This window comes from Acinetobacter sp. 129952 (assembly GCF_056642055.1).
This window is the reverse complement of sequence record NZ_JBWVSU010000003.1, coordinates 247,304-272,637: the sequence shown is the minus strand read 5'-3', so window position 1 is coordinate 272,637 and position 25,334 is coordinate 247,304. Positions and strand designations below refer to the sequence as shown.

Here is a 25,334-nt window from a genome sequence, read left to right as displayed (position 1 = left end):
GAAAGCATCTAAGCGGGAAGCCTACCTCAAGATAAGATTTCCCCGAGACTTTATGTCTCCTAAAGAGCCGTTGAAGACTACGACGTTGATAGGTTGGATGTGGAAGCATAGCGATATGTGAAGCTGACCAATACTAATTGCTCGTGAGGCTTGACTATACAACACCCAAACAGTTGTTGTATTAAGCATCAATCGATTCGATATTAAGCAAAACAGCTTGATTTAGTGAACGCTAAAGAACAAAATACCCAACTCAGATATACCTGTTAATGAATTCTATTTGGTACGAAGTAAGGCATACACTGCACAGCAGTTAAGTAAGACCCGAACAAGTCCATAACAGTTGTGCTGGCGACCATAGCAAGAGTGAACCACCTGATCCCTTCCCGAACTCAGAAGTGAAACCTCTTAGCGCTGATGGTAGTGTGGGGTTACCCATGTGAGAGTAAGTCATCGCCAGCTCATTATTCGAAATCCCCCTCCGCCAAGGCAGAGGGGGATTTTTTTATGTGCAAAAATTATAAATAAAACTTCAAAATTAACTCGTTTTATAGTTTTTAAAATGTATCTATTTACCTTTCTCTGCTGAATTTACATTATAAATTCTGTATCTTGATGTTAATTTGAACAATAAATCAGTATGGAGAAGATAATGTTGTCGCAATTTAAAATAAAAATTCTACTCAGTTGTTGTGCTTTAGCATTTACTGCCTGTCATGCAGAGAATTCATCTTCTAGAAGTAGTCAAGAGACATCTACATCAGCTGCCAAATCGGATGCAGTCTCTTCTAACTTGCAAAAATATAAGGTTGAACAGGTTGCTCAATTTAATGAGCCATGGGCGATTACTACTTTAAAGGATGGCCGACTATTAATTACTGAGCGCAAAGGAAAATTGCAGCTCTTTGATCCAAAAACCAAGAAAAAAATTGAAGTTAAAGGTATACCTCAAGTCGCATATGGAGGCCAGGGTGGCTTAGGCGAAGTTGCTTTACATCCTGATTTTGCAAAGAATCGGTGGGTATATCTGAGCTATGCTGAACAAGGCCAAGGCGGATATGGTGCAGTGGTGATCCGGGGTAAATTAAACTTAAATCAAGCCACTCCTCAACTCACACAAATTGAACGGATCTGGACGCAAGTGCCGAAATTTTCAGGCCAGGGACATTATGCCCATCGGATTGTATTCGGGTCGGATGGTAAGTTATGGATCAGTTCAGGAGAACGTCAGCAATTCAACCCTGCACAGGATATGCAATCCAACGCCGGTAAAATTATTCGCCTGAATGATGATGGCTCAATCCCTGCCGATAATCCGTTTATGAATCAGGGTAAAATTGCCCAGCAGGTCTGGAGTCTTGGACATCGTAATCCTCTAGGCATGGCTTTTGATCCGAAAGGGCAGCTTTGGGTGATCGAAATGGGACCAAAAGGCGGCGATGAACTGAACAAGATTGTCAAAGCTAAAAATTATGGTTATCCGTTAGTGTCTAATGGCAATCATTATGATGGCAAGCCCATTCCTGATCACAGTACCCGACCTGAATTTGAAGCCACGGCACTGGATTGGACTCCGGTAATTTCTCCTTCAGATTTAATATTTTATACGGCTAATGTCTTCCCGCAATGGAAAAATAAGGCGATTGCGACCGGTCTGTCTTCCAAGGCGATTGTGATTGTGGATACGAACCAGACCCCAGTGAAAGAAGTTCAGCGTCTGGATATGAAAGAGCGGATTCGTGGGGTTGCTCAGGCACAGGATGGTTCACTGTGGGTGATTCAAGATGGTCCGCAAGCCGGTTTGTTAAAAATGACAGCACCTTAATCCTCTGCTTTTAGGATGCTTATCTAAATATGAAATATTGAATAAGCTGACCATCTGAATAAAAATCTTTTTAAGCTGATGCTGGCATGAAAGAAAAAGGCCTCTACATCCTGTGAAGGCCTTTTCATATTCTGTTAAAGGTATAATGTCTGTTATACCGATCAGCATCCTGCTACGTGAATTTTTTTATTTTTCTTACAAGACTTCCTGTCTTGGTATGATCTGAATATAGCCTGAAGCGATACAACGCAATAGGGTAGTTTAACTGCATAGATTGTAGGTCAAAGCCGACAGCCAAATTTTAAAAAGATAAATTCAAAAATACTGTTTTAAAATGATCATCTGACCAAATCATAAACTGCGGTGATGATTTTGCTGTATGTTAGCGAGAGAAAACTCTTTTGATATGCATCAACTGATATAAATAAAAACGTCCATAAAATAATAAAAAGGAAACTCCTATGCCTACGATTCAAATTGAAGTTCGGCAACAATATCCTCAAGCAGTTGAGGAACAATTGCTTAACAGCGTATTTCATTGTGTGAAAACTGCCTTTCAGCTGCCTGAATATGATCGTAATATTCGTCTGGTCGTGCATGAAGCGCATCGTTTTCATTATATGAGCCATTTAGCTCAGCCTGAATATTTTACCTTGATCAGTATTGACTGTTTTGCTGGCCGCAGTCTGGAGACCAAGCGCAATTTGTATCAGCAGATGGTCAAAAGTCTCGGAGAAATCGGCATTCCTGCAGATCATATTCTGATTCATCTGAGAGAAAGTGCACTAGAAAATTGGGAGATCCGGGGAGGGCAGGCCGCCTGTGATGTTGATCTCGGCTTTAAGGTTGATGTTTGATGCATTCCGATCACTACTCTAGTTAAACCTAAAGTTTAAACAGAAAAGCCTCAACATCCTGTCGAGGCTTTTCTGGATTTGCTTCTCAGATCTGACTCCTGTCTAATCTGTCAACGTCCTGTTGATTGGCGCTTTTTATTGTTGTCGTATCGCTTTGCAGACTTCCTGTCTGTCTATGTACTCACTATAGCCTCGCATAAAATGACTGCATAGCGGCTAAACTCTGCGCTGCATGTAGGCTAAAACGTACAGGGCTGTCGTCCAGTCATTAAGCACTGACATATTGAATCAGTCTATCCACTACAGCTTTTAAGTTTTTATTATCAAATTCATTGCCTTGGAAGGAATAATCTTTGTTGCGTGCAAAGATGTCACGGATTTCGATCACGGCATTGGTATCTACCAGTCCAAGTTGAGTGCCGACTTGACGAATCTGGTCAATCGAACGTGATCCGTTGGTCGCACCATAACCAATATAAGCTGCCGGTTTGCCTTGCCATTCCTTGCCGAGATAATCCAGGGCATTTTTCAGGGCAGGGCTATAGCCATGATTGTATTCAGGCGTGACAAAAATAAAGGCATCGCCGAGCGCAATTTTATCTGCCCACTCTTGCTGTTTGGGCTGATCATAAATCCCGGTCAATGGGGGATGAGCGCCAGAAAATAGCGGAAGATCCCATTCTTTTAGATCGACAATTTCAGTTTCTAAAGTGCTAAAGGCATAACTTTTAATTTCCTGCAGTACCCAGTGCGCCACTTTAATCGCAGTACGTCCCTCACGCACACTCCCAACCACAATATAAATTTTCATGTTTCATCCTTTCTTCGGGTCTGATCATCAAATTAAATTAATCAGATTTCAGGAAGGTGACTAGAGATGATTTGTATCCGGAATATAAAAAAGCTCCCGAAGGAGCTTTTTTAGAATCAGTTAATTAGCTGATGTCTTACATCAGTTTAATGCCTTGCTGACCCGCAGGTGTCACTTTGAAGATTTCCACTTCAAAGGTAATGTTTTTGCCTGCCAATGGATGGTTAAAGTCCACTTCAGTAATGTCATCATTCACCGATCTCACCACGCCATACAAGGTGGCTTTGGCTTTGTCTTCAAACTCGATCATGTGACCTTCGATCGGACGTTCTCCGAACTTCACCGTATCAAATTTCTGGATGTTTTCAGGATTCCATGGACCAAAAGCATCTTCTGGTGGCAGGCTCACCGTACGACGGTCACCGGCACGTAAACCAAACAGTGCTTTTTCAAAACCAGGCAGTAAATTGCCATCACCAATCACCAGGCTGACCGGTTCTTCACGGCTACGGGTATTGTCAATTTCCACGCCATTTTCGATTGCGACAGAAAAGTGCAGCTCGACTTTAGAACCGTCTGCAACCCGGGTTTCTTCGTTAGGATGAATAAAATCAGTCATGTTGTGCTTGCGCCCGTTGAATTCGATGTTTTTCTAAGAAAAAGGTATCAATCAGCATCAGAATAGTGCCTACAGTAATAGCACTATCTGCGATATTGAACGCAGGGAAGTGGCTGTTCTGGTAATACACATGAATAAAATCGACTACATAGCCGAGGCTGACCCGGTCGATTAAATTACCGATGGCACCACCCAGAATCAGGGCAATCGCCAATGGTAAAATTTTCATGTCTTTTGGCATGCGCATCAGCCAAAACACAAAGATTACAGACACTAAACCTGCCAGTGAAGTAAAGAAATAGCGTTGCCAACCACCGGCATCGGACAGGAAACTAAAGGCAGCGCCATAGTTATGTAGCAGTGTCCAATTTAAAAAGGGCAGCACAGGAACAGGATCTGCATAGTTCAGATTTGTCACTGCAATCCATTTGGTCCATTGATCCAGAATGATCGCCAGAATGGCCAGTCCAACCCACCATAAATTATGTGGATAGAACTGGAATAAGCCCTTTTTGGTGTGGGTATTAGGCATATTTTCTCTCTTCGCCTTGGCCTGTAGGAAGGTTGATGATACAACGACCGCATAGACCAGGATGTGCAGAATGTGTATTTACATCTGGTAATACATGCCAGCAACGTACGCATTTTTCGCCATCAGCTGCTGAAACTTTCACATTCAAGCCTTCAAGATCAGACGCTTCACCTTGTGCTGCATCAAACTCATTGACGATCACTTGTGATGTGATCAGTACGAAACGAAGCTCATCACTTAACTTATCTAGCACTGCTTTTAATTCGGCATTTGCCCAAAGTTCAACTTTGGCAGACAAGTTAGAACCGACAGTTTTCGCGGTACGTGCAGTTTCAATGAATTTGTTTACTGCAGATTTCACGGCAATGAGCGTTTGCCATTCAGCTTCAGATATTACATTTGCAGTTGAAGCCACAGGAATATCATACCATTCAGCCGTGAACACGTATTTCTCTGATTGCTCAGGAATTAACGGCCAAGCTTCTTGTGCAGTGAAGCTCAGGATTGGTGACATCCAACGCACGAATGCTTGTACCAAGTGATACAACGCAGTTTGTGCAGAATGACGTGCTTGCGAATCCGCTTTCGTGGTGTATTGACGGTCTTTGATGATGTCTAAGTAGAAACCACCCAAGTCATTGATACAGAAATTAGTCAGAGCAGTCGTTACGATATGGAAGTTCATATCTTCGTATGCTTTCTTAATGGTTTCTTGCACTTCAGATGCACGTTGCAGAATGTATTGATCCAGCGCGATCAATTGATCCACAGGAAGCGCATCTGTTGATGGTTTGAAGCCATTCAGGTTAGCAAGCAAGAAACGAAGCGTGTTACGGATACGACGATAACCGTCAGAGGCACGGCTAAAGATTTCTTTACCAGCGGTCATTTCATAACGGTAATCCGCAGAGGCGATCCAGAAACGTAAACCATCCGCACCCATATCTTTAATGATGTCTTGCGGCGTGATCACGTTACCGATCGACTTGGACATCTTGCGGCCTTTTTCATCCACGACGAAACCGTGAGTCAATAGACCTTTATATGGCGCACGTTCGTTAATCGCAATCGAGGTCAATAACGACGACTGGAACCAGCCACGGTGCTGGTCTGAACCTTCAAGGTACAAATCAGCAGGATCAGTCAGTTCTTCACGTTCACGCAGTACCGCATAGTGCGTTGTACCAGAGTCAAACCAGACATCTAATGTGTCACGAACTGCGTTGTATTGTTCAGCATCCGCACCGATAAACTCAGAGGCATCACGGTTATACCAGCCATCAATGCCTTCTTGCTCGATCAGCTTAGCCACTTCTTCAATCAGTTCAGGCGTACGTGGGTGCAATTCATTGGTGTCTTTGTGTACGAAGAACGGAATTGGCACACCCCAAGTACGTTGACGTGAAATACACCAGTCCGGACGACCTTCAATCATCGCCTGGATACGGTTTTTACCCCAGTCCGGTACAAAGCTGATATCGTTTTCAATCGCATTCAGTGCATTTTGACGCAGACCTTTGGCATCCATGCTGATGAACCATTGTGGGGTCGCACGGAAGATAATCGGGGTTTTATGGCGCCAGCAATGCGGGTAGCTATGCTTGATCACCACGTGTGCCCAAAGCTTGGTCGCTTCAGTCAATGCTGCAATGATTTTTGGATTGGCTTTGTAGATGTGCTCGCCCGGGAAGATTGGCGAAGTCGGTAAATACACACCATTACTGCCGACTGGGTTTTCTACTTTTAAGTTGTACTGTAAACCAACTTTATAGTCGTCTACACCGTGGCCCGGTGCGGTATGTACTGCACCTGTACCGCTCGCATCGGTGACGTGTTCACCCAAGATCACTGGCACTTGGCGGTCGCTAATTAAAGGATGTTGAAGAACTAAATTCTCAAGTTTTGCACCTGTGAATTCAGCAAGCACTTCAAATGCAGTAAAGCCATAACGCTGAGTTGCAGACTCAACCAATGATTTCGCAAGGATGAAGTTTTGTGATGCTTTGTCTTCACCAATTGCTTTCACCAGTTGGTATTCAAGTTCAGCGTGTAATGCAACCGCTTGGTTGGCAGGCATGGTCCAAGGCGTTGTTGTCCAAATCACGATATCCGTACGATCAGCGATTTCTACGCCGACACGTGCAGATAAATCAGCAAGGTCTACAACCGTGAAACCGACGTCAATTGCGTCAGATTTTTTATCTTCGTATTCAACTTCAGCTTCAGCGAGTGATGAACCACAGTCTAAACACCAGTTGACTGGTTTTAGACCTGGCTCGATATGACCTGCTTTCGCGATTGCACCCAATGAACGTACGATGTCAGCTTCTTGTTTGAAGTTCATCGTTAAGTAAGGATTGTCCCAATCCCCGAATACGCCCATACGTACGAAGTCTTTCTTTTGAAGCTCAACTTGGGTGTAGGCATATTCACGGCAGGCTTTACGGAAGGTAGATGCATCCACTTTTACGCCGACTTTACCGACTTTTTCTTCGACTTTGAGTTCGATTGGCAAACCGTGACAGTCCCAGCCCGGTACATACGGTGCATCAAAACCATCCATGACACGACTTTTGATAATGATGTCTTTGAGTACTTTGTTGACCGCATGACCCAAATGGATTTGACCATTGGCATAAGGAGGGCCGTCATGAAGCACGTATTTTTTCTTGCCAATACGCGATTCACGAATCTGCTGATAAATGTTGTCGGCATACCACTCTTCTAACCATTTCGCTTCACGTACTGCCAAATTTGCTTTCATTGCAAAGTCAGTACCTGGGAGGTTTAGCGTGGCTTTATAGTCCACTGCATTTTCAGGAGTTTGCTTATCGCTCATGCAAGTCGTCTTCCAATCTAATCAGTTATGTCACTGACACGTTTTACAATAAAAATATGGGATATTAAAAGGGAAATGTGGGGTGATTTCGACGAAACTCAAGCAGTTTCTCGACATCATCATCAATTCCGGCTTTTAGCGCTTCAAGCGAAGGATAGTCCTTTTCGCCATGTAAATAGTTTAAGAACGTCACCCGCATCAACAGGCCATACAGATTAGCAGAAACATCTGGAAAATGTACTTCTAATCGCCACTCTGGATGTGCTTGTTTGATGGCTGGACGTGTGCCGACATGACCTGCCCCAAACAGAGCAGTGGGGTCATAACCTGCAATGCCTGTTTGCGCTGCAGAATCGGCTTTTACCTTGTCTTTTAAGGATAGGGTTTCGCAAATGACTTCAACCCCATAAATTCCCTTGAGGCAGGGCTTATGACGGTTAAGCCGTACATTAATGGTCGGGAAATCAATAGTTCGACCAATCTGATCACCATATTGCACTCGTCCGGTAATGCTATAAGGACGACCCAGCAATTGTGCGGCCAAGGCTAAATCACCGGCTTGTAGCGTCTGGCGAATCCGGGTGGAACTGACGCGTTCACCATCTAGCGCAATGGTATTTAAATTGGTCACTTCAAAGCCGTAATTGCGCAAGAATTCGCTGTTGCCTTGGCGGTTTTTACCAAAGTGAAAATCATCGCCCAAGACCAGATGCCGGGCATTGAGTTTTTCTTTTAAAATGTCGGCAAAGGCTTCTGCAGTCAGGCTGCGAAAAGTATGGTCAAATTTCGCCACCGCGATATAGTCCACACCCAGCTCAGTCAGGTATTCAACTTTTTCACGCAATGATGAAATACGAGGTGGGGCCTCATAACCCTGAAAGTATTCAAGCGGTTGCGGCTCGAAAATCATCACTACAGATTTTAAACCCTGTGCTTTGGCCACCTGTTGCAGCTGACGGATCATCGCCTGATGGCCTAAATGCACGCCGTCAAAATTACCGATGGTCACGGCAGTTTTGGGTAATTCAGAATGAGAGGCTAAAGCATTTAGACGGAGCAGCTGCATGGGCAAATCAAGTGCTTAGAAATATCGAGAGGCTATATATTGCCATAATCTCGCGCTTTCGTCTTGCTGTTGTGTTTTTATGCAATATTTTTCTTGAAAATTCACCTTCCTTGGAATTGAGCCGGCTGGTTTTTCTACGCACTAAGTATGTTTGATCAGAGCACTGATGCTTTTCATTCAGCCGGTTTTGTTTTCTAATGTCAGGGTTTTTCTTGATATCAGGTGTTTCGAATGTCCGATCTGGCGCTCATCATGGCTCTACCCAATGAATCCAAAGGCTTGTTTGAAGCAGAAGGCATTCAGGTACATTACAGCGGGATTGGTAAAGTCAATGCGGCTTTTAAAGCTTTTGAGGTGATTCAGAACACCGGTTGCAGTACCTTATTGAATTTGGGCAGCGCGGGAAGTTCGCATTTTAATGCGCATGAACTGGTCGAAGTCACGCAATTTGTACAGCGTGATATGGATGTGTCGCCCCTTGGCTTTGAGATCGGCATGACCCCGATGGATCAGCATTTCCCGGGTGCGATTGAGCTGGATTCTTTCTTTGACCATTTGCCGAAAGGGATTTGTGGAACAGGCGATAGCTTTGAAACCGGTATTTCAAAAGTGGCGTGTAATCTGGTCGATATGGAAGGCTATGCCTTGGCCAAAGTCTGTAAAAAGTTGGGCGTTCGGCTGATTTCAGTGAAATACATTAGTGATGGAGCCAATGAGACTGCGCATCTGGATTGGGAAGAAAATCTGTTATTGGGTGCGAAAAAATTATTAGATTTATATCAAATGGTAAAATAAACAGGAAGGTCAAGTTTGCTCGGCGACCATAGCAGCTATGGTCGTGTGCCAATCAGAAGCGCTTGCTTATTTATCCGTACGTGGAATCACGCCGTATAACATCATGTGTACCGTATGCTGGATAATGCGTTGCTGCATGCTACGGTTACGCAAAGTTTTACCCGTGACCATTTCCATTTGCGTCGCAAAGTCTGCATAGTTCTGGGTAATCGCCCAAATATTCAGAATCAGTAACTCAGGATCAATATCTGCAGAAATCTTGCCTTGCTCCTGCCAGTTGGAAATTACTTTGGCTTTACGCTTGACCAGTTTTTTCAGCGGACCTTTTAAAATTTCCAGAATATGCGGTGCACCTTGAATCACCTCCAAAGCAAATAAACGGGATGCTTTAGGCTGGGTACGTGACACTTCAATTTTTTGCATCAAATAATTGGTGATTGCTTCTTCAGGTTCAAGTTCAGCTTCAAGGGTTTGTAAAGGCGCCAGCCATTTTTGTAGAACGGTAGTTAATACCTCGACATACAGGGCTTCTTTATTTTCATAATAATAGAAAATATTCGACTTATGCATTTCTGCAATTTGTGCGATTTCATCCAGACTTGCCCCATTAAAACCATATAGGGAAAATACGTCTAGTGCGGCATTTAGCAGCTGATTGCGTTTTTGAGTACTCTTTTTTTGTTCCATTAGCAAATATAAAAAACAATGAAAAAGGGAATCCTCAATTGTACGGCAAATCATCAGATTTGTGCATACAGTCACAGGCTAATTTTTTGAATAATGATGATTTATTCTCTAGATCAATATTTAAAACAGGCTAAATGCATCTACACCGGGAGAGAAATTCAAGTTTCTGAAAATACTTCATTTATTCATCTTTTTTCTTTATCAATGGAAGAGAAGAATAATACTGAAATGAATCTGATAAAAATGTCCTTAAAAGTATTTTTTATAAGAATAAGACCCAAAACCATGCGCGATTTTGGGTTGGATTGGGTATTCAGGTCGCTAAAACTGCCTGCAAGACCTGCTGTTCCAGTTCTGCAAATGTCACACTTTTTTGCCGGGGACGTGGCAAATTGACCCTAAACTCTTTGGCAATATGGCCTTTGTCCAGCAAGATAATCCGGTCTGCCAGTTGCACGGCTTCACTGACATCATGCGTGACCAGAATGGCGGTAAAGCCTTGATCGGTCCATAGGCGTTCAATCAGGTTTTGCATTTCCAGTCTTGTCAGGGCATCTAGAGCACCGAGGGGTTCATCCAGCAGCAGAATACGCGGCTGATGCGATAATGCCCGCGCCAAGGCGGTACGTTGCCGTTGTCCTCCAGAAAGCTGTGAAGGCCACAGTCCAGCTTTTTCTTTTAGGCCGACTTTTTCCAGCATTTGAGAGGCTTTGGCATGCTGCTCTTTACCCAGGCCTAACTGCACATTCTGTTCGATGCTACGCCAAGGCAGCAGGCGTGGGTCCTGAAACATCACTCGGATATCATCGGCAGTAATGCCTTCACGGATATGCCGGGCTGACTTGAACTTGATTTCGCCGTAGCTTTGCTGTTCCAGATCGGCAATCAGGCGCAATAAGGTACTTTTACCACAACCGCTGCGACCGACAATTGCCAGAAATTCACCCGGCTGGATATGCAGGTCCAGATCTTCCAAAACCTTGACCGAACCGTAAAACTTGTGCAGCTGTTCAATGATAATTTCGGCACCGATCACTGCAGCAGGATTGATCTCTGCCGCAGGTTGTTCCAGTGGCACAATCGGGTCATTGGCATGACGCCCTAAACTGAGATCAGTCATCACATGCTCCTCATTTATTCTTTATTTTTGATAGCCGGCATGCCAGCGCAGCAGGAATCGCTCTAAGGCCACGGCCAGAACATCGGCCAGTTTGCCAAGCAGGGCATACAGTAAAATACCCACCAAGACCACGTCAGTTTGCAAAAATTCACGTGCATTCATGGTCATATAACCAATACCAGACTGAGCAGAAATAGTTTCGGCAACGATTAACAGTACCCAGACCAGACCTAGAGAAAAACGCAGTCCGACCAGAATTGACGGCATCGCACCCGGCAGAATAATTTCTTTATACAGTTGCCAGCGAGTTAAGCCGTAGCTTTTGCCCATCTCGATCAATTGCGGATCGACGGAACGAATCCCATGATAGGTATTGATATAAATCGGGAAAAATACCCCAATCGCTACCAGAAACAATTTGGCAGATTCATCAATCCCGAACCATAAAATCACGAGGGGAATAAGTGCCAGTGCAGGAATATTGCGGATCATCTGCAAGGTCGTATCGAGCAGGGTAGAGGCAGTTTTGGATGAACCATTTAACAGGCCCAGTAATAGGCCCAAACCACCCCCCACCAATAAGCCACTAATAGCACGCCCCGCACTGACTTGCACATGCATCCACAGTTCACCGCTGAGTAGCAAATTCCAGAAGGCCAAAACTACCGCACTCGGTGCAGGCAGAATCCGGCTTTCCAGCAGGCCTGTACTAGAGGTAATCTGCCAAATCGCAATCAAAAAAATTGGAACCAGCCAGGGCAGCAGATGCTGCCCCAGAATTGTTCCACGTGAAACCTGCTTTTGGGCCAGGGTTTCAACGGAAACGACTTTTGACATTAAGCAGACTCCTTAATTTTCTCAGCCTGCTTGTTCTCGTCCGGTGTGTAGTTGTTCGCCACGATTTCACCAAATGGACCGGTCAAGTTTGGTTGAGTGAGTTTTTGCTGGGTTTCCAGTGGAAGTAAAGGGAATACCAGTTCGGCAAAACGGATTGATTCTTCCAGATGTGGATAGCCTGAGAAAATAAAGGTGCTGATCCCCAGATCGGCATATTCCTGGATACGTGCAGCGACAGTTTCCGGATCGCCGACCAGTGCCGTACCTGCACCACCACGAACCAGACCCACACCTGCCCAGAGGTTTGGAGAAACTTCGAGTTTGCTGCGATCGCCATTGTGCAGTTCTGCCATACGGCGCTGACCGACCGAGTCCATGGATTTGAACTTGGCTTGGGCTGCAGCGATAGTGGCATCATCCACATATTGAATCAGTTCTTCAGCCGCCGCCCAGGCCTGCTCATTGGTTTCGCGTACGATCACGTGTAAACGGATCCCGTAATTCAGTTCACGACCTTTAGCTGCAGCCTTGGCTTTTACCACTGCAATTTTTTCTTTGACTGCTGCCGGTGGCTCGCCCCAGGTCAAGTAAGTATCGACCTGATCCGTGGCCAGCTCAATGGCATCATCCGATGAGCCACCAAACCATAAAGGCGGATGCGGCTGCTGAATGGGTGGATACAGCAATTTTGCATCATCGACACTTAAGCGTTCGCCATGGAAACTAAAGCTTTCACCGGTATGTGAGCGTTTTAAAATTTCACGCCAGATGGTGGTGTATTCGGTCGCCGTTTTATAACGGGTTGTGTGATCTTCATAGACGCCATCACCTTTTAGCTCCTGCTCGTCACCGCCAGTCACCAGATTCAGCAGTACTCGGCCATTAGACAAGCGGTCAAAGGTCGCGGCCATACGTGCAGCCAGTGCCGGCGTGGTCACGCCTGGACGCAATGCCACCAGGAATTTTAATTTTTTGGTCGCATCAATCAGGCTGGCTGCAGTTAACCATGGATCTTCACAAGAACGGCCAGTCGGAATCAGGACACCTTCATAACCAAGATTATCCACGGCAACGGCAATCTGCTTCATGTAGGCATGATCTACAACACGTGCGCCCTTGCTGGTGCCTAAGTAACGGCTGTCGCCATGAGTGGGGATAAACCAGAAAATTTTCATGTGATATTCCTTAAATTAAATCATCTTGTTTGTTCATCAATGTGTGGCTGCTGGCGACCAGATCTGTTGCTGGACGCTGATGGTTTTGGGAATCAGTTGAACCTGCTGGAAGAGATCGGCAATATTCTGTTGGGCTTTGATCACTTCCGTCGTTAATGGTTGTACCGGCGAAGGTTTAAGACGACGCTCAAATGCAATCTTTGCCACTTCTGGTTTCAGACCAGTACTTTTCTGATAAATATCTAGAGCTACAGCCTGGTTTTTAAGAATCCACTGGTCAGATGCATTTAAGGCCTGGATAAACTTCCCGGGGCTATCCGGATGCTTCTGAATAAATTCGGGATTGCCGATATAAAAGGAGTAGGTTTGCGGAAAGTCACTGGATTCAATCAGCACCTTAACCTTGCTGTCGAACTCGGCTGCACCCAGGAAGGGATCCCAGATTGCCCAGGCATCAATGGCTTTTTTGTCAAAAGCAGCACGTGCATCCGCAGGGGGAAGCCAAATGGCTTGAATCTCTGACCAGCTTAAGCCGGCTTTTTCCAGAGTTTTGGCCAGAAGTTCATGGGCACTTGAACCTTTCTGCACCGCGATCCGTTTTCCTTTCAACTGTTGAATCGTCTGGATGTCACTGTCTTTCGGCACGACCACGGCCAAAGAGTTTCCAGCCACTTTTTCAAAGGCCACGTAACTCAGGGCTTTATCTGCAGCCTGTGCAAAAATGGGTGGGGTATTCCCTACATAGCCATAATCCACCGCACCGACTGCCAGTGCTTCCAGCATTTGTGGACCCGCCGGAAACTCTTTCCACTCAATTTTGGCATTAGGAAATTGTTGTTCTAACAGCTTTTCATCGCGTGCTACCAGCAGATTCAAGGCTGATTTCTGAAAGCCAATCGCAATGGTTTTAACTTGTTGCACCGACGTAGTTTCTGCGGCAGCCGTTTGTTGTGGTTCCTGTTTCTGGCAGCCAGTCAGACTAAAGCTCAATAACGCTAAACTGATGTAAGAAACTGTTTTTATATGACTCATCTTTATTCTCGAATTATTCTGCTGTTATTTAATAATTGCTGCATCAATATTCAGCTTTTGTGGAATCAGCTGCTCCGCATAAAATGCATCGGCGACTTGTTGCTGTTTTTGAATCACGTCAGTGCTGAGAGGTTTAACGCCAAAGCCCATGCGTGAAATAGAGGTTTTCAAGACATCGACGGCCAGACCTGTCGGTTTTTGCAGGAGCTGAGCGGCAGCGTCCTGATTTTTTGCCACCCAGTCCGTGGTCAGATTCAGTTCGTTGACCACCGCCTGTACCACCTGAGGATGGCTTTCTGCGAACTTGCGATCTGCCAGATAGAATTGGTGGTTGCTCACCACATTTTCACCGCTGGCAATGACACGCGCACCAATCTGATGTTCAGCAGCTGCAAAGAACGGATCCCAGATGACCCAGGCATCAACTGCACCACGTTCAAATGCAGCACGTGCATCGGAAGGTGGTAGATAAATCACTTCAATATCACCGAATGTCAGCTTGTTGGCTTCCAGAACTTTTAACAGCAGGTAATGCACATTTGAACCTTTGTTCAGGGCTACCCGTTTGCCTTTCAGATCCTGAATAGACTGGATTGGTGAATCTTTCGGTACAATCAAGGCTTCGGCCTTAGGTGCTTGCGGCTGATTGGCCACATAGACCAGATTTGAGTTGGCCGCCTGGGCAAAAATCGGCGGTGCTTCACCGGCTTCACCAAAAGAGACGCTGCCGACATTCAGGCCTTCAAGCAATTGCGGGCCAGCCGGAAATTCTACCCATTTCACATTGACCCCTTGCTGTTTTAAGCTGGTTTCCAGCGTGCCGCGTTCTTTTAAAATAGGTAATATGCCGTATTTTTGGAAACCGATATTCAGGGTAATGGTCTCTTCTTTTTTCGAGCAGCCTGAAAGCATCATGACACCAGCCATCGCGGTACCGAGTACCGCAGTCTTTGTTAAAAACTGAACATGAGATTGGCGCATGAATCAAAACTCCCGAAAGTGAAAAGCTAGTGAATGAAAACTTAGACACACGCTAATCGTTTTTGTTTTTCTAAAAAAATAACTATTCAGGAATTTCTAATGAAGAAAAAAGATAAATAAAAAAGCGCAAAACTTATGCAGAAAAGTGATTTATATAAAAATGAAGATTTAATATTTAAATTAATCAAACCTATGAAATTTATAGTTATTTTTTTAAATCTAATCTATTGATATGTTTAGCTAAAAACGAGTAATAGATTTTTAAAATTTAAAGCGAGATTGTCAGATATCTTTATCTAAAATTAAGCTAAAGCACTGAAAGAAAAAGCCACTTTAAAGTGACTTTTTGCAAACAATTGAATTACGTTGATAATTGTAAAATGCCTGACGGGCATCCGGCAGGTCATCGACTGAAGCCGGTTCAAAGCCTTGTTCCAGAAACCAGTGCGCGGTGCGGGTAGTTAAAATAAACAGTTGCTGAATCTGCATGCTTTTGGCTTTTTCTTCTAGATAATGCAGGATCTGGCTACCCCGATTAGACTTGCGATAACTGGGATGTACCGCAACACAGGCAATTTCTGCAGAACGCAATTCATCCCCTGTCGTCGGAATCGGGTAGAGGGCGGCACAGGCCAGAATCATGCCGTCCCGTTCGATTACGGCAAACTGGTTGATTTCATTTTCCAGGCGTTCACGCGAACGATAGACCAGAATGCCTTCTTCTTCCAGTGGACGCAGCAAACCGATCAGGCCACCGACATCCTGAATATCGGCCATCCGCACTTCTTCATAATGCGCGTCGGTGACCAGAGTTCCGGAACCATCCCGGGTGAACAGCTCTTCCAGCAGGGCACCATCATAGGCATAAGAAATCAGATGCACCCGATGTACGCCGTTCATTGAGGCTTCCTGTGCGGCTTTCAATTGTAGTCCTCTTTCAAGCGCATCTTGTTCGACCGGAATAAAATCATCCAGTTGTTGCGGTGTCACTTCGCGTTTGAGTTGGCCGTTACTGTCCATCAGACCATGCTGCTTACCGAGAAAAATCAGTTTATCTGCCTTAAGGCGAATCGCAGTTTTGGTAGCAACTTCTTCAGCCAGCAGATTAAAAACTTCTCCGGTAGTGGAATAACCGGTCGGGCCAAGCACCACAATATTATGACTGTCCAGATGGCGCTGAATCGCATCGGTATCAACCGCGCGCACTTCACCGGTCAACTGAAAATCGATACCATCGCGGATGCCATACGGTTTGGCAGTGACAAAATTCCCTGAAACGGTATCAATCCGGGCGCCATACATCGGCGAATTGGCCAGTCCCATAGACAGCAGTGCTTCAATTTGTAGGCGGATCGAACCGACGGCATTCATCACGCAGCTTAAAGATTCACGTGTGGTGACCCGACGCTGCTGGTAAAAAGGCGTCGTAATCTGGCTTTGAGCCAGATTCTGGTTAATTTGCGGACGTGCACCATGTACCAGAATCAGCCGAATGCCCAAAGAATGTAATAAAGCAATATCGTGAATAATATGCTGAAAGTTATCATTTAAGACGGCTTCGCCATCAAACATGATTACAAAGGTTTTATTGCGGTGCGCATTGATATAAGGCGCAGAATGGCGAAACCAGTGCACATATTGCAAAGTTGTGCTTTGTGACGTTTCTGCTGAAGTCATGCTGTGCCCATTTCAATGATTGAAGATCCAGCTTTGATTCTAATGAAAAAAAATGCAAGTGGAAGTGCAGATATAAAAAAACACCTGAAGGGGACTTCAGGTGTCTGCAAGACGAGCAGTAATGGAGAAAGCTTAGTTAATGATTCGTACAATTTTGTTGGTACGCTCATTGACCAGAACGTAGTCATTGTTGACCTTGTACCATTGCTGGAAACGACCGGTATTTGGTAAACGGCGTGCTTCGCGATCACTGACTTCAAAACGGTTGTTGTCATATTGACGTGGTAGAGTTTGGCCTACGCGCCAGTCACGGCTTGGGTTGACCATACGGTTGTTATGACGGCGGTCATCATTCCAGCGACGGTCGTCATTCCATTTCTTGCTATCTTTGGCATTCCAGTGTGGTGCCGGTTTATGCGGATTATGATCATAACGCGAGTCATGCTGTGGTGCTGCCATTGCAGAAGTAGCTAACAAAGCACTTATAGATAACGCGATTGTAGTTAAGACTTTTTTCATGGCTCTCACCTTAAAATGTATATCTAATTTCGATGAGACTAAATTAGCGAACAAGTACATAGAAAGCGTGAGGGCTATTTAGTTAAATTGTTAAATTCATGAAGAAATTTAGTAGATGAATCACGTAGTCTCAAAACTGGAAAAGCAGCGAGATTTGCGAATAAAAAATTTTCAGCCAGTGAAATAAAAAAGCCCAAACATCGTTGGGCCTTAAAGAAGATTAAATTTGAATGCACTTATGAACTAGTCACCCACGATCCGGATAATACTGTTGTTTTCAGAATCCACCAGAATATAGTCATTATTGACTTTGTACCATTGCTGCTTGCGGTCAGGTCGAGGCAGGCGATGGTCTTTATATTCAACTTTATAGCCATTGCCACGATAATGCTGCGGCATCACATAACCCGGCTGCCAGCGTAACTGTTGCAGGCGTTTCACCCCGCGTTCTTCACGCATACGGCGGTTATCCTGTTGATCTTCCTCTCGGAACTCACGGGCTTTCTTCTTGTCATGACCATGACGTGAATCCATACGGGATTCATCATTGAAATGAGGGGCAGCGATGACGACATTGCTCAGCATGAATGTACTGCAAGAAATTGCCAGTGCCACCAAAACCTTTTTCATGTTGAACCCTCATTAAATTGTTCACCTTCTACAGCACCTAATGTACGGAAAAATTGCAGAGAAACTGTGAAGAACAGGCACAATTTTTATAACAAATGCAGAGATATTATGATGATGTCATGTTTTTACATGACTATATGCGACGGCATCACTTCTATAAAGTAGCCTACCGAGCTATGTCCTTATCTCATCAAAGCAAGGGCCAATATGCAAGCGAAAATCGATGACTTAGCTCAAAAAAACAGCATTGAATCAGCAAGAAAAAAGTTCATGATTTACTGAAACGGCAAAGAATTTTGCCAGTTTAGTTCGAGATTAATTCCATTGTTCTGCCAAACCTTGTAAGGACTGAATCGCGTCAGCCACGGATTCAGCTTGTAGGGCGTCATCGAGTGCCACAATCAATGCTTCAGATAACTGCAACTGTTCAATCCGGTGAATTGTTTCAATTTTACGTTTTTGGTCAGCCATGCTGCGCTCCTGATTTGATCTATCTGTGATTCAAGAAAGCATAGTCCAATCAGTTTAATTTGGAAAACCGTATAATTTTATATATTTAATATGTAAATCCGATTTATTGTTATTTTTTGCAGGATTTTAAGAAAAAAAGGGCACTTTATCGAAAAGTGCCCAAGATTATTCAATGACCCGACTTTTAATAAGCGTAGTTCAGGTCAGTATAATCGTTGAGTGATTTCTGCACATGCGCCTGAATAAAGGCACGTACATCCTCGGCCGTCATGGCTTTGCCCTGATTGCTGATGACATGTTCGATTTCTGGCTGACCTTCAATTTTAATGCGATAAACAAAATGCTTGGCCAGACGATAACTGTCGTCTAATTTTTCAATGCCAGTCACATAATAATAGGCATGTTCAAAATTCAGATCCTGATGTGAAAATACAAATTGCTCGAACAATTTGAGTTTCTGAGCATTTTCGAGTGCTTTGATGTCATCCACGATACTGGCTTCAAACTTGGTGCCGTATTTCTCTGAAATAGGCTGTTGATCAATCAGCAGCGACACCATGCCATCGTCTAAATGGGTCACCGTAATATTGTTTAATTCAGTCATGATGCACTCGAGTGAAATATAGTGGGGTTTAGTATGCTGTTATTTTAATGAAACTCAATGCGAGCGGGGTGAACTTACTTAAGATTTATGCGCTGAATATGACTAAAAATGAAATAAAAAGGGAGCGATTGCTCCCTGAATGACAGACAGAATTACTTAATCCTGTGCATCAATACTCTGACCATTCATATGCAGACTGTCGTTACCCATCAAATATAGATAAGCCGGCATGATTGAATCGGGGGTAGGCAGGGTTTTCGGATCTTCGTTCGGATAGGCCTTGGCGCGCATAGCAGTCCGCGTTGCTCCGGGATTGATGCAGTTATAACGGATATTTGGATGTACCTGCTCTTTGGCAAATAACTGGCTTACCGCTTCAATAGCAATTTTAGAAACCGAATAGGCACCCCAGCGTTCGCGGGCTTCGCGGCCTACACCTGAGCTGGCAAAAACCACAGAAGCATGTTCGGATTTGGATAATAACGGTAACAGCGCTTGGGTCATGACAAAGGGTGCACGCAGATTGACCGCCATCACATCATCCCAGACATTGACCGGATAATCCGCCAAGGGAACCCGTTCGCCTAAAATGCCGGCATTGTGCAGAATGCCGTCCAGACGACCAAACTGACGGTCTAGCGTATCGAGCAAAAGCTCATAATCACGTTCTGACGCACTCGATAGTTGTAGCGGCAAGATGGCAGGTTGCGGCGCACCCAAACTTTCAATTTCATCATAAATGACTTCGAGCTTGTTTAAGGTACGCCCATGCAGCACCACAGTTGCGCCATGCAAGGCATAACTGATTGCTGCTGCACGTCCAATGCCATCGCCCGCACCTGTGATTAGGATGATACGATCCTTGAGCAGATCGGGGCGAGGTTGATATGCTGAATATTTCATTATCTACCTCCTCACTTCTTATTATTTAGTGTTAAGCGTTCAAGATACCGCAGTATGCTGCTTCAGTACTAGTGTCTGAATCAATTGATGTAATTCTGGCACAGTATGCACGATATGGTCGGCCTGCCAGGCGTTTAAATCGTCTTTGTATTGCAACGGCAAATAACCATAAGCAGCCAGAATGGTCAGCATCTGGGCATGACGGCCGGCATCAATATCTCGTGGATGATCTCCGACATAGATACAGTCTTCCGCGGCAAGATTCAGTTGCTTGGCTGCCAGATACATCGGTTCAGGATCAGGTTTGGTGCGGGTGACATCTTCAGGGCACACCAGTACCGCACAGCGTTCACTCAGATTCAGTGCTTGCAGTAAAGCCTCACTGAGCCAGCGCGGTTTATTGGTCACAATCCCCCAAGGAATGTCATTTTCCTCTAGCTGTTCAAGTAATGGATACATGCCATCAAACAGATCGGTATCGACCGCAATATCTGCGCCATACATGTCCAGAAAGCGCTGACGGTGTTGCAGAAAGACCGGATCTTCCAGTTGCAGTTCCGGATAAACCAGTTTCACCATAGCGCGAGCGCCTTCGGAGACTTGGGTACGAATCAGCTCGGGTTCAACCAGTGCACGGCCTTCTTCATGGCACATCTGCTGGATAATCCGGATAAAATCGGCAGCGGTATCAATCAGGGTACCATCGAGGTCAAATAAAACGGCTTTCATGCTGTGGTCTCTGCTGCGCTATCTTTCACGGTATAGACCATATAGTTCACATCAACATTCGGTGCCAGCCAATAACGCTTGGTCAGCGGATTATAGTGCAGACCGGTCATGTCTTTAAGCTTTAAACCCGAGTTGCGAATGTCATGTGCCAGTTCGGACGGCTTGATAAATTTGCTGTAATCATGGGTGCCTTTGGCCAGCATGCGCAAGACATATTCTGCCCCGATAATCGCAAATAAATAGGACTTTGGATTACGGTTAATGGTCGAGAAGAACACATGACCACCTGGCTTGACCAGTTTATGACAGGCCTGAATAATCGATGCCGGATCTGGCACATGCTCCAGCATTTCCATGCAGGTCACGATGTCATATTGGCCAGCCTGTTCCTCTGCCAGTTGCTCGACCGGCACCTGACGATATTCAATATTGCTCACGCCTTCCTGTTCGGCATGGATGCGTGCCACATTCAGTGGGGCTGCACCCATATCAATCCCGAGCACATCGGCCCCGCGTCGCGCCATGCTTTCGGCCAGAATGCCGCCGCCACAGCCGACATCCAGCACTTTTTTGCCGCTTAAGCCTCCGGCATGTTCATCAATCCAGTTTAAACGCAGTGGATTAATCATGTGCAAGGGGCGGAACTCGGAATGCTGATCCCACCATATAGCTGCAAATGCTTCAAACTTGGCAATTTCTTGTGGATCAACATTCAATTGCGACATCGGTATCACCTCAATCAGTCGTGATTAGCTAAAAATATGTACGTGCCGAATGGCCAGAGAAACTGATTTAAAACCTTGAAAATCAGTCCGATGGTTTAGTGTAGCGATTCTGGCAGAAAAAGCGATAAAAGCAGCAAAAAAGTTCACAGAATGAAAACGAAACCGGCATAATTGATTTATAGTGAACACATAAACTAAGCATAATGATTTAGAGGACGATAATCCGAATGAAAAAATTCCTTTTAGGCGCTGTTGCCACATCTGTTTTGGCCTTTTCAGGCAATGCTATGGCCAATTTTGTGGCAGGTCAGGACTATCAGGTGGTTGCAAAACCAGTCAAAGTCGAAAAACCGGGCAGAATTGAGGTACGTGAATTCTTCTGGTACGGCTGTGGTCATTGTTTCGCGCTTGAACCACATATGCAGGGCTGGTTGAAAAAATTACCAAAAGATGTACGTTTTGTACGTACGCCGGCTGCAATGAATCCACTCTGGGAGCAGGCAGCGCGTGCTTATTATGTGTCTGAAGCATTGGGTGTGCGTCAAAAAGCACATTTACAATTATTCCATGATATTCATGATAAGCAACGTCCAATTTTAGAACAGGCGCAATTGGCCAAGTTCTATACCCGCTATGGTATCCCTGAAGCGAAATTTAACAGCACTTATAAATCTTTCCCGATCACTTCGAAAATTGCCCAAGCCAAAAATCTGGCTGCTCAGTATCAGTTAAGTGGTGTTCCGGCAGTGACCGTGAATGGTAAATATATTGTGCAGGGTAATGATGCCAAAGTCATTCAGGTGGTGAATTACCTGATCGAGAAAGAGCGTAAAGCCAAATAAGTCTGAACTGACGATCAGTAAAAAAAACCTGCATCATGATGCAGGTTTTTTTATTTAGGCAGGGGGAATGACCGCTTCATTGAGCACAGGGCTTGCGGTTTCAACTGTTTTGGCAGGTCGCCGGTACCAGTGCAAAATGCCACGTAGCAAGAGCTGCATCTGTAGCACGCTTTGGGTTTTAAAGGCATTGGATTGAGCGCGGCGCAGCTCTGGATCAACCTGATGCTGCAGATGAATCCAGCCCATGGCCCAGTTCAGGGACAGTTCAATCAGCATCTGTGCCAGAGCCTGCAAGTCCTGTGATGCCTGAATATGTCGGGTAGATTGCATCTTGGCCAGTTCATGCATGACATCTTCAGCCAGAAAATGAATTTCCCGTTCAATGCCGACACGTAACACGTCCGAACCGCCCCAACGTTCTGCCACAAAAAAAATCCAGGGTTCAGGATGATATTCGACGGCCTGAAAGAAGAGCTCAAGCCCGGTGTGGGTTCGGGTATTCGGCTGATACAGATAAGCCTGCCCCAGCTGATTGAGTACGCCCTTGATATGAATCGCAACCTGATCCAGCAATTCCAGACCCAACTGGTTCATATCCTGAAAGTGCCGATAGAACGCCGTCGGTACTACTCCGACTGCATTCGCGACTTCACGTAGGCTGATCGTGCTGAAAGCGCGGCCCTGACTGCTGAATGCTAGTGTCGCATCGAGTAGTGCCTGATGACTTTGCTGCTTGCGATCTTCACGTAAGGACATAAATGGGTTTCCTATCACCGGCTTCCCTTATAGAGAGTTTTAGTCTAGCAAAAATTAAATTAAATCGTAGTGCCACAGATCGGCAGAATTTCGACAACTCGTAGCGAGCTGATGCATTGATTTTGTAAATGAATCGCCCGGCTGCCTAATCTTGGCAAAGGCTTCTGCTATACTGAGCCGCAATTATTTTGAACCCATACAGGACTTATTATGCGTATCGACCAACGAGCATTAGATCAATTACGTGAAGTGAAAATTACCCGTAACTATACACGTTATGCGGAAGGCTCTGTATTGGTTGAATTTGGTCATACCAAAGTACTGTGCACTGCCAGTGTGGATAGTTCTGTACCGCGTTTCCTCAAAGGTCAGGGCCAGGGCTGGGTAACGGCTGAATATGGCATGTTGCCACGTTCAACTCATACCCGTAGTGACCGTGAAGCGGCACGTGGCAAACAGAGTGGCCGTACTCAGGAAATTCAGCGTCTGATTGGTCGTAGCTTGCGCTCAATGGTCGATCTGAAAAAGCTGGGTGAAAATACCATTACTATCGACTGTGACGTGATTCAGGCTGATGGCGGTACTCGTACTGCAGCGATTACGGGTGCTGCGGTGGCTTTGGTCGATGCCATGAACGTCTTGCTGGAAAGAAAGAAAATCAAACATGATCCATTAAAAGGTTTGGTGGCTGCAGTTTCTGTGGGTATTTTTAAAGATGAAGTATTACTGGATCTTTGCTATGAAGAAGATTCAAACTGTCAAACCGATTTGAACGTGGTGATGACTCAGGCTGGTGAATTTATTGAAATTCAAGGTACTGCTGAAGACAAACCATTTACCCGTGCACAATCGAATGCCATGCTGGAAATGGCCGAGAAAGGCATTCAGGAACTGGTGAAAAAACAGCAAGAAGCTCTAGGCTGGTAATCCATCCCATGTTGAGAAACGCATCTACGGATGCGTTTTTTTATGCCTGAAATTTCAGCAATCACTGTATGAAAAAACTGCATCACAAAGCTTCATCACAAAAATCCGACATGAATCGGCTATATCTGAACCGGTTTTGCATCGATATTGGATCAGGCGAGATCACAATGAGGAATGCGGCATGAAACAGTGGCTTTGTGCAATTTCATTGCTGGGCGTGTTTGGATTAACTGCCTGTGACTGGGGCAATAATCGTGAAGATGACGAGCGTTCAGTATTAAATCAGGATCGTGATGAGGATAACGGAAGATATAACGACCGTGATGGTGACGATGATGAGCGCGATCGCCGAGGTAATCGGGATGACGATGATGATTAAGGTCTAAAATAGAAAATTGAGCAAAATATGCGCAAAAAAAATTTCTAAAAATAAAAAAAGGGTGCTTCGCACCCTCTACGGTCATCTATCCCATTTAGGCTTAAGCATTGAAACGCATCGACAGATCAATGGCTTTGACATCTTTAGTCAGCACACCCATGGAAATATAATCTACGCCGGTACTGGCTACTTCACGTAAATTATCAATGGTGATATTACCTGAGGCTTCCAGTTTGCAGCGACCAGCTACATGTTGCACTGCGTCGATCATCTGCTGCTGACTGAAATTATCCAGCATCACGATATCGGCATGGGATTCGAGTGCCTGATTCAGCTCATCCCAGGTTTCCACTTCAACTTCAACAGGCTTACCCGGTGCAATTTGATGTGCCTTGGCAATCGCCTGCGCAATGCCACCCGCTGCCATAATATGATTTTCTTTAATCAAGAAGGCATCAAACAGGCCCAGACGATGGTTCTGACCACCGCCAATCGCCACGGCATATTTTTGTGCAATACGCAGACCCGGAAGTGTTTTACGGGTATCGAGCAGTTTGGTGTTTAAACCTTGCAGTTCTTTGACATAGTGGGCGGTTTTAGTCGCAACCGCAGACAGGGTTTGGACAAAGTTTAGCGCAGGACGTTCCACGGTGAGTAAGCTGCGCGCAGATCCGGCCAGTTTTAAAAATGCTTGATTGGCTTGAACATGATCGCCATCATTTTTCAGCCAGATCACTTCAATACTTGGATCATAGGCCTGAATCAAGGCATTTACCCAAGGCTGGCCGGCCAAAACCATGTCTTCACGGCTAATGATAGTGGCAGTGGCCTGTTCATCTTCAGGAGTCAGCAGGGCGGTAATATCGCCTTCACCGATATCTTCTGAAAGTGCTTGTTGAATATTGATCTGAATGGACTGGTCTAGCAAAGCTTGAGATATGCGCATGAGTATTTCCGTATCTTTTTTAAGCCGTGAAAATTGCGCCTTATCTTAGC

General features: G+C 45.1%; 27 protein-coding genes and 2 rRNA genes. 8 read left to right on the top strand and 21 right to left on the bottom strand.

All coding sequences use genetic code 11. The annotated features are described in order from the left end of the window. From AC1IR0_RS05595 to AC1IR0_RS05580, 4 genes are all read left to right on the top strand, one after another. Nucleotides 1–158 (top strand): 23S ribosomal RNA (locus AC1IR0_RS05595); the annotation flags it as partial. Between the two features lie 189 nt (nt 159–347). Next, a 5S ribosomal RNA gene (rrf, locus tag AC1IR0_RS05590) occupies nt 348–462 on the top strand. A gap of 190 nt (nt 463–652) precedes the next feature. Next, complete coding sequence (locus AC1IR0_RS05585) at nt 653–1,825, top strand: PQQ-dependent sugar dehydrogenase (RefSeq protein WP_479741220.1); 1,173 nt, start codon at nt 653–655, stop codon at nt 1,823–1,825. 461 nt (nt 1,826–2,286) lie between these two features. After that, complete coding sequence (locus AC1IR0_RS05580) at nt 2,287–2,682, top strand: tautomerase family protein (protein ID WP_039902475.1); 396 nt, start codon at nt 2,287–2,289, stop codon at nt 2,680–2,682. Between the two features lie 268 nt (nt 2,683–2,950). Here the strand turns inward: AC1IR0_RS05580 and AC1IR0_RS05575 are convergent, their stop codons facing one another. The 5 genes from AC1IR0_RS05575 to ribF all read right to left on the bottom strand — a co-directional run bounded on the left by AC1IR0_RS05575 (nt 2,951) and on the right by ribF (nt 8,549). Then, on the bottom strand, nt 2,951–3,493 hold the full coding sequence (locus AC1IR0_RS05575) for an NADPH-dependent FMN reductase (protein WP_243474456.1): 543 nt from the start codon (nt 3,491–3,493) through the stop codon (nt 2,951–2,953). Between the two features lie 136 nt (nt 3,494–3,629). Further along, complete coding sequence (locus AC1IR0_RS05570; protein ID WP_004281217.1) at nt 3,630–4,112, bottom strand: FKBP-type peptidyl-prolyl cis-trans isomerase; 483 nt, start codon at nt 4,110–4,112, stop codon at nt 3,630–3,632. After that, entirely contained in the window at nt 4,105–4,644 is a 540-nt protein-coding gene (gene lspA / locus AC1IR0_RS05565) for a signal peptidase II (protein ID WP_004281218.1), read from the bottom strand. Before lspA ends, AC1IR0_RS05570 begins: the two co-directional genes overlap by 8 nt. Next, nucleotides 4,637–7,483, bottom strand: a complete 2,847-nt coding sequence (gene ileS, locus AC1IR0_RS05560) for an isoleucine--tRNA ligase (RefSeq protein ID WP_479741219.1) — start codon at nt 7,481–7,483, stop codon at nt 4,637–4,639. The genes lspA and ileS overlap by 8 nt, the downstream gene beginning before the upstream one ends. 64 nt (nt 7,484–7,547) lie before the next feature. Then, the gene (gene ribF / locus AC1IR0_RS05555) at nt 7,548–8,549 is read right to left on the bottom strand and encodes a bifunctional riboflavin kinase/FAD synthetase (protein ID WP_129717649.1); all 1,002 of its coding nucleotides are present in this window, start codon (nt 8,547–8,549) and stop codon (nt 7,548–7,550) included. A gap of 231 nt (nt 8,550–8,780) precedes the next feature. On the opposite strand from ribF, the gene AC1IR0_RS05550 reads away from it, so the two are divergent. Then, a complete protein-coding gene (locus AC1IR0_RS05550; protein WP_180087189.1) occupies nt 8,781–9,344 on the top strand; it encodes a 5'-methylthioadenosine/S-adenosylhomocysteine nucleosidase family protein in 564 nt (187 codons plus the stop codon). A 66-nt stretch (nt 9,345–9,410) separates the two neighbouring features. Here the strand turns inward: AC1IR0_RS05550 and AC1IR0_RS05545 are convergent, their stop codons facing one another. From AC1IR0_RS05545 to ubiG, 14 genes are all read right to left on the bottom strand, one after another. Further along, the gene (locus AC1IR0_RS05545) at nt 9,411–10,031 is read right to left on the bottom strand and encodes a TetR family transcriptional regulator C-terminal domain-containing protein (protein WP_004281222.1); all 621 of its coding nucleotides are present in this window, start codon (nt 10,029–10,031) and stop codon (nt 9,411–9,413) included. A 313-nt stretch (nt 10,032–10,344) separates the two neighbouring features. Continuing rightward, entirely contained in the window at nt 10,345–11,151 is an 807-nt protein-coding gene (locus tag AC1IR0_RS05540) for an ABC transporter ATP-binding protein (protein ID WP_409651363.1), read from the bottom strand. Nucleotides 11,152–11,172: 21 nt separating this feature from the next. After that, the gene (ssuC, locus tag AC1IR0_RS05535) at nt 11,173–11,988 is read right to left on the bottom strand and encodes an aliphatic sulfonate ABC transporter permease SsuC (RefSeq protein WP_409651366.1); all 816 of its coding nucleotides are present in this window, start codon (nt 11,986–11,988) and stop codon (nt 11,173–11,175) included. Then, nucleotides 11,988–13,163, bottom strand: coding sequence for an FMNH2-dependent alkanesulfonate monooxygenase (gene ssuD / locus AC1IR0_RS05530; protein ID WP_004647160.1), 1,176 nt, complete (start codon nt 13,161–13,163; stop codon nt 11,988–11,990). The genes ssuC and ssuD overlap by 1 nt, the downstream gene beginning before the upstream one ends. Before the next feature lie 36 nt (nt 13,164–13,199). Further along, complete coding sequence (locus AC1IR0_RS05525) at nt 13,200–14,195, bottom strand: aliphatic sulfonate ABC transporter substrate-binding protein (protein ID WP_121980151.1); 996 nt, start codon at nt 14,193–14,195, stop codon at nt 13,200–13,202. A gap of 24 nt (nt 14,196–14,219) precedes the next feature. Further along, the gene (locus tag AC1IR0_RS05520; RefSeq protein ID WP_409651371.1) at nt 14,220–15,176 is read right to left on the bottom strand and encodes a sulfonate ABC transporter substrate-binding protein; all 957 of its coding nucleotides are present in this window, start codon (nt 15,174–15,176) and stop codon (nt 14,220–14,222) included. Between the two features lie 333 nt (nt 15,177–15,509). Further along, nucleotides 15,510–16,853, bottom strand: a complete 1,344-nt coding sequence (gene argA / locus AC1IR0_RS05515; protein WP_004729045.1) for an amino-acid N-acetyltransferase — start codon at nt 16,851–16,853, stop codon at nt 15,510–15,512. A gap of 132 nt (nt 16,854–16,985) precedes the next feature. After that, nucleotides 16,986–17,372, bottom strand: a complete 387-nt coding sequence (locus AC1IR0_RS05510) for an RcnB family protein (protein WP_005094900.1) — start codon at nt 17,370–17,372, stop codon at nt 16,986–16,988. A gap of 243 nt (nt 17,373–17,615) precedes the next feature. Beyond that, on the bottom strand, nt 17,616–18,002 hold the full coding sequence (locus AC1IR0_RS05505; RefSeq protein ID WP_004281230.1) for an RcnB family protein: 387 nt from the start codon (nt 18,000–18,002) through the stop codon (nt 17,616–17,618). A gap of 315 nt (nt 18,003–18,317) precedes the next feature. Further along, on the bottom strand, nt 18,318–18,473 hold the full coding sequence (locus AC1IR0_RS05500; protein WP_004281231.1) for a hypothetical protein: 156 nt from the start codon (nt 18,471–18,473) through the stop codon (nt 18,318–18,320). A gap of 184 nt (nt 18,474–18,657) precedes the next feature. Next, nucleotides 18,658–19,077 carry a hypothetical protein gene (locus AC1IR0_RS05495; RefSeq protein WP_004281232.1) on the bottom strand — a complete coding sequence of 140 codons (420 nt, stop codon included), beginning with the start codon at nt 19,075–19,077 and terminating at the stop codon, nt 18,658–18,660. Between the two features lie 156 nt (nt 19,078–19,233). After that, nucleotides 19,234–19,980 (bottom strand): YciK family oxidoreductase, encoded by a 747-nt coding sequence (locus tag AC1IR0_RS05490; protein WP_005094903.1) that lies wholly within the window; start codon nt 19,978–19,980, stop codon nt 19,234–19,236. 39 nt (nt 19,981–20,019) lie between these two features. Then, nucleotides 20,020–20,709, bottom strand: coding sequence for an HAD family hydrolase (locus AC1IR0_RS05485; protein ID WP_409651377.1), 690 nt, complete (start codon nt 20,707–20,709; stop codon nt 20,020–20,022). Further along, the gene (gene ubiG / locus AC1IR0_RS05480) at nt 20,706–21,434 is read right to left on the bottom strand and encodes a bifunctional 2-polyprenyl-6-hydroxyphenol methylase/3-demethylubiquinol 3-O-methyltransferase UbiG (protein ID WP_253160394.1); all 729 of its coding nucleotides are present in this window, start codon (nt 21,432–21,434) and stop codon (nt 20,706–20,708) included. The genes AC1IR0_RS05485 and ubiG overlap by 4 nt, the downstream gene beginning before the upstream one ends. Nucleotides 21,435–21,661: 227 nt before the next feature. Here ubiG and AC1IR0_RS05475 point away from each other — a divergent pair, with 227 nt between their 5' ends. Continuing rightward, nucleotides 21,662–22,276 (top strand): thiol:disulfide interchange protein DsbA/DsbL, encoded by a 615-nt coding sequence (locus AC1IR0_RS05475; protein ID WP_253160392.1) that lies wholly within the window; start codon nt 21,662–21,664, stop codon nt 22,274–22,276. A gap of 54 nt (nt 22,277–22,330) precedes the next feature. On the opposite strand, the gene AC1IR0_RS05470 is transcribed toward AC1IR0_RS05475, so the two are convergent. Beyond that, nucleotides 22,331–23,032 (bottom strand): TetR family transcriptional regulator, encoded by a 702-nt coding sequence (locus tag AC1IR0_RS05470; RefSeq protein WP_085064426.1) that lies wholly within the window; start codon nt 23,030–23,032, stop codon nt 22,331–22,333. 210 nt (nt 23,033–23,242) lie between these two features. Between AC1IR0_RS05470 and rph the strand changes: the two genes are divergently transcribed. Together rph and AC1IR0_RS05460 are read left to right on the top strand one after the other, a co-directional pair. Further along, nucleotides 23,243–23,959 (top strand): ribonuclease PH, encoded by a 717-nt coding sequence (gene rph / locus AC1IR0_RS05465; RefSeq protein ID WP_004281238.1) that lies wholly within the window; start codon nt 23,243–23,245, stop codon nt 23,957–23,959. A gap of 181 nt (nt 23,960–24,140) precedes the next feature. Beyond that, nucleotides 24,141–24,338 carry a hypothetical protein gene (locus AC1IR0_RS05460; RefSeq protein ID WP_219307935.1) on the top strand — a complete coding sequence of 66 codons (198 nt, stop codon included), beginning with the start codon at nt 24,141–24,143 and terminating at the stop codon, nt 24,336–24,338. Between the two features lie 100 nt (nt 24,339–24,438). On the opposite strand, the gene nadC is transcribed toward AC1IR0_RS05460, so the two are convergent. After that, nucleotides 24,439–25,284 carry a carboxylating nicotinate-nucleotide diphosphorylase gene (gene nadC / locus AC1IR0_RS05455; protein ID WP_219307937.1) on the bottom strand — a complete coding sequence of 282 codons (846 nt, stop codon included), beginning with the start codon at nt 25,282–25,284 and terminating at the stop codon, nt 24,439–24,441. Nucleotides 25,285–25,334 lie beyond the last annotated feature (50 nt).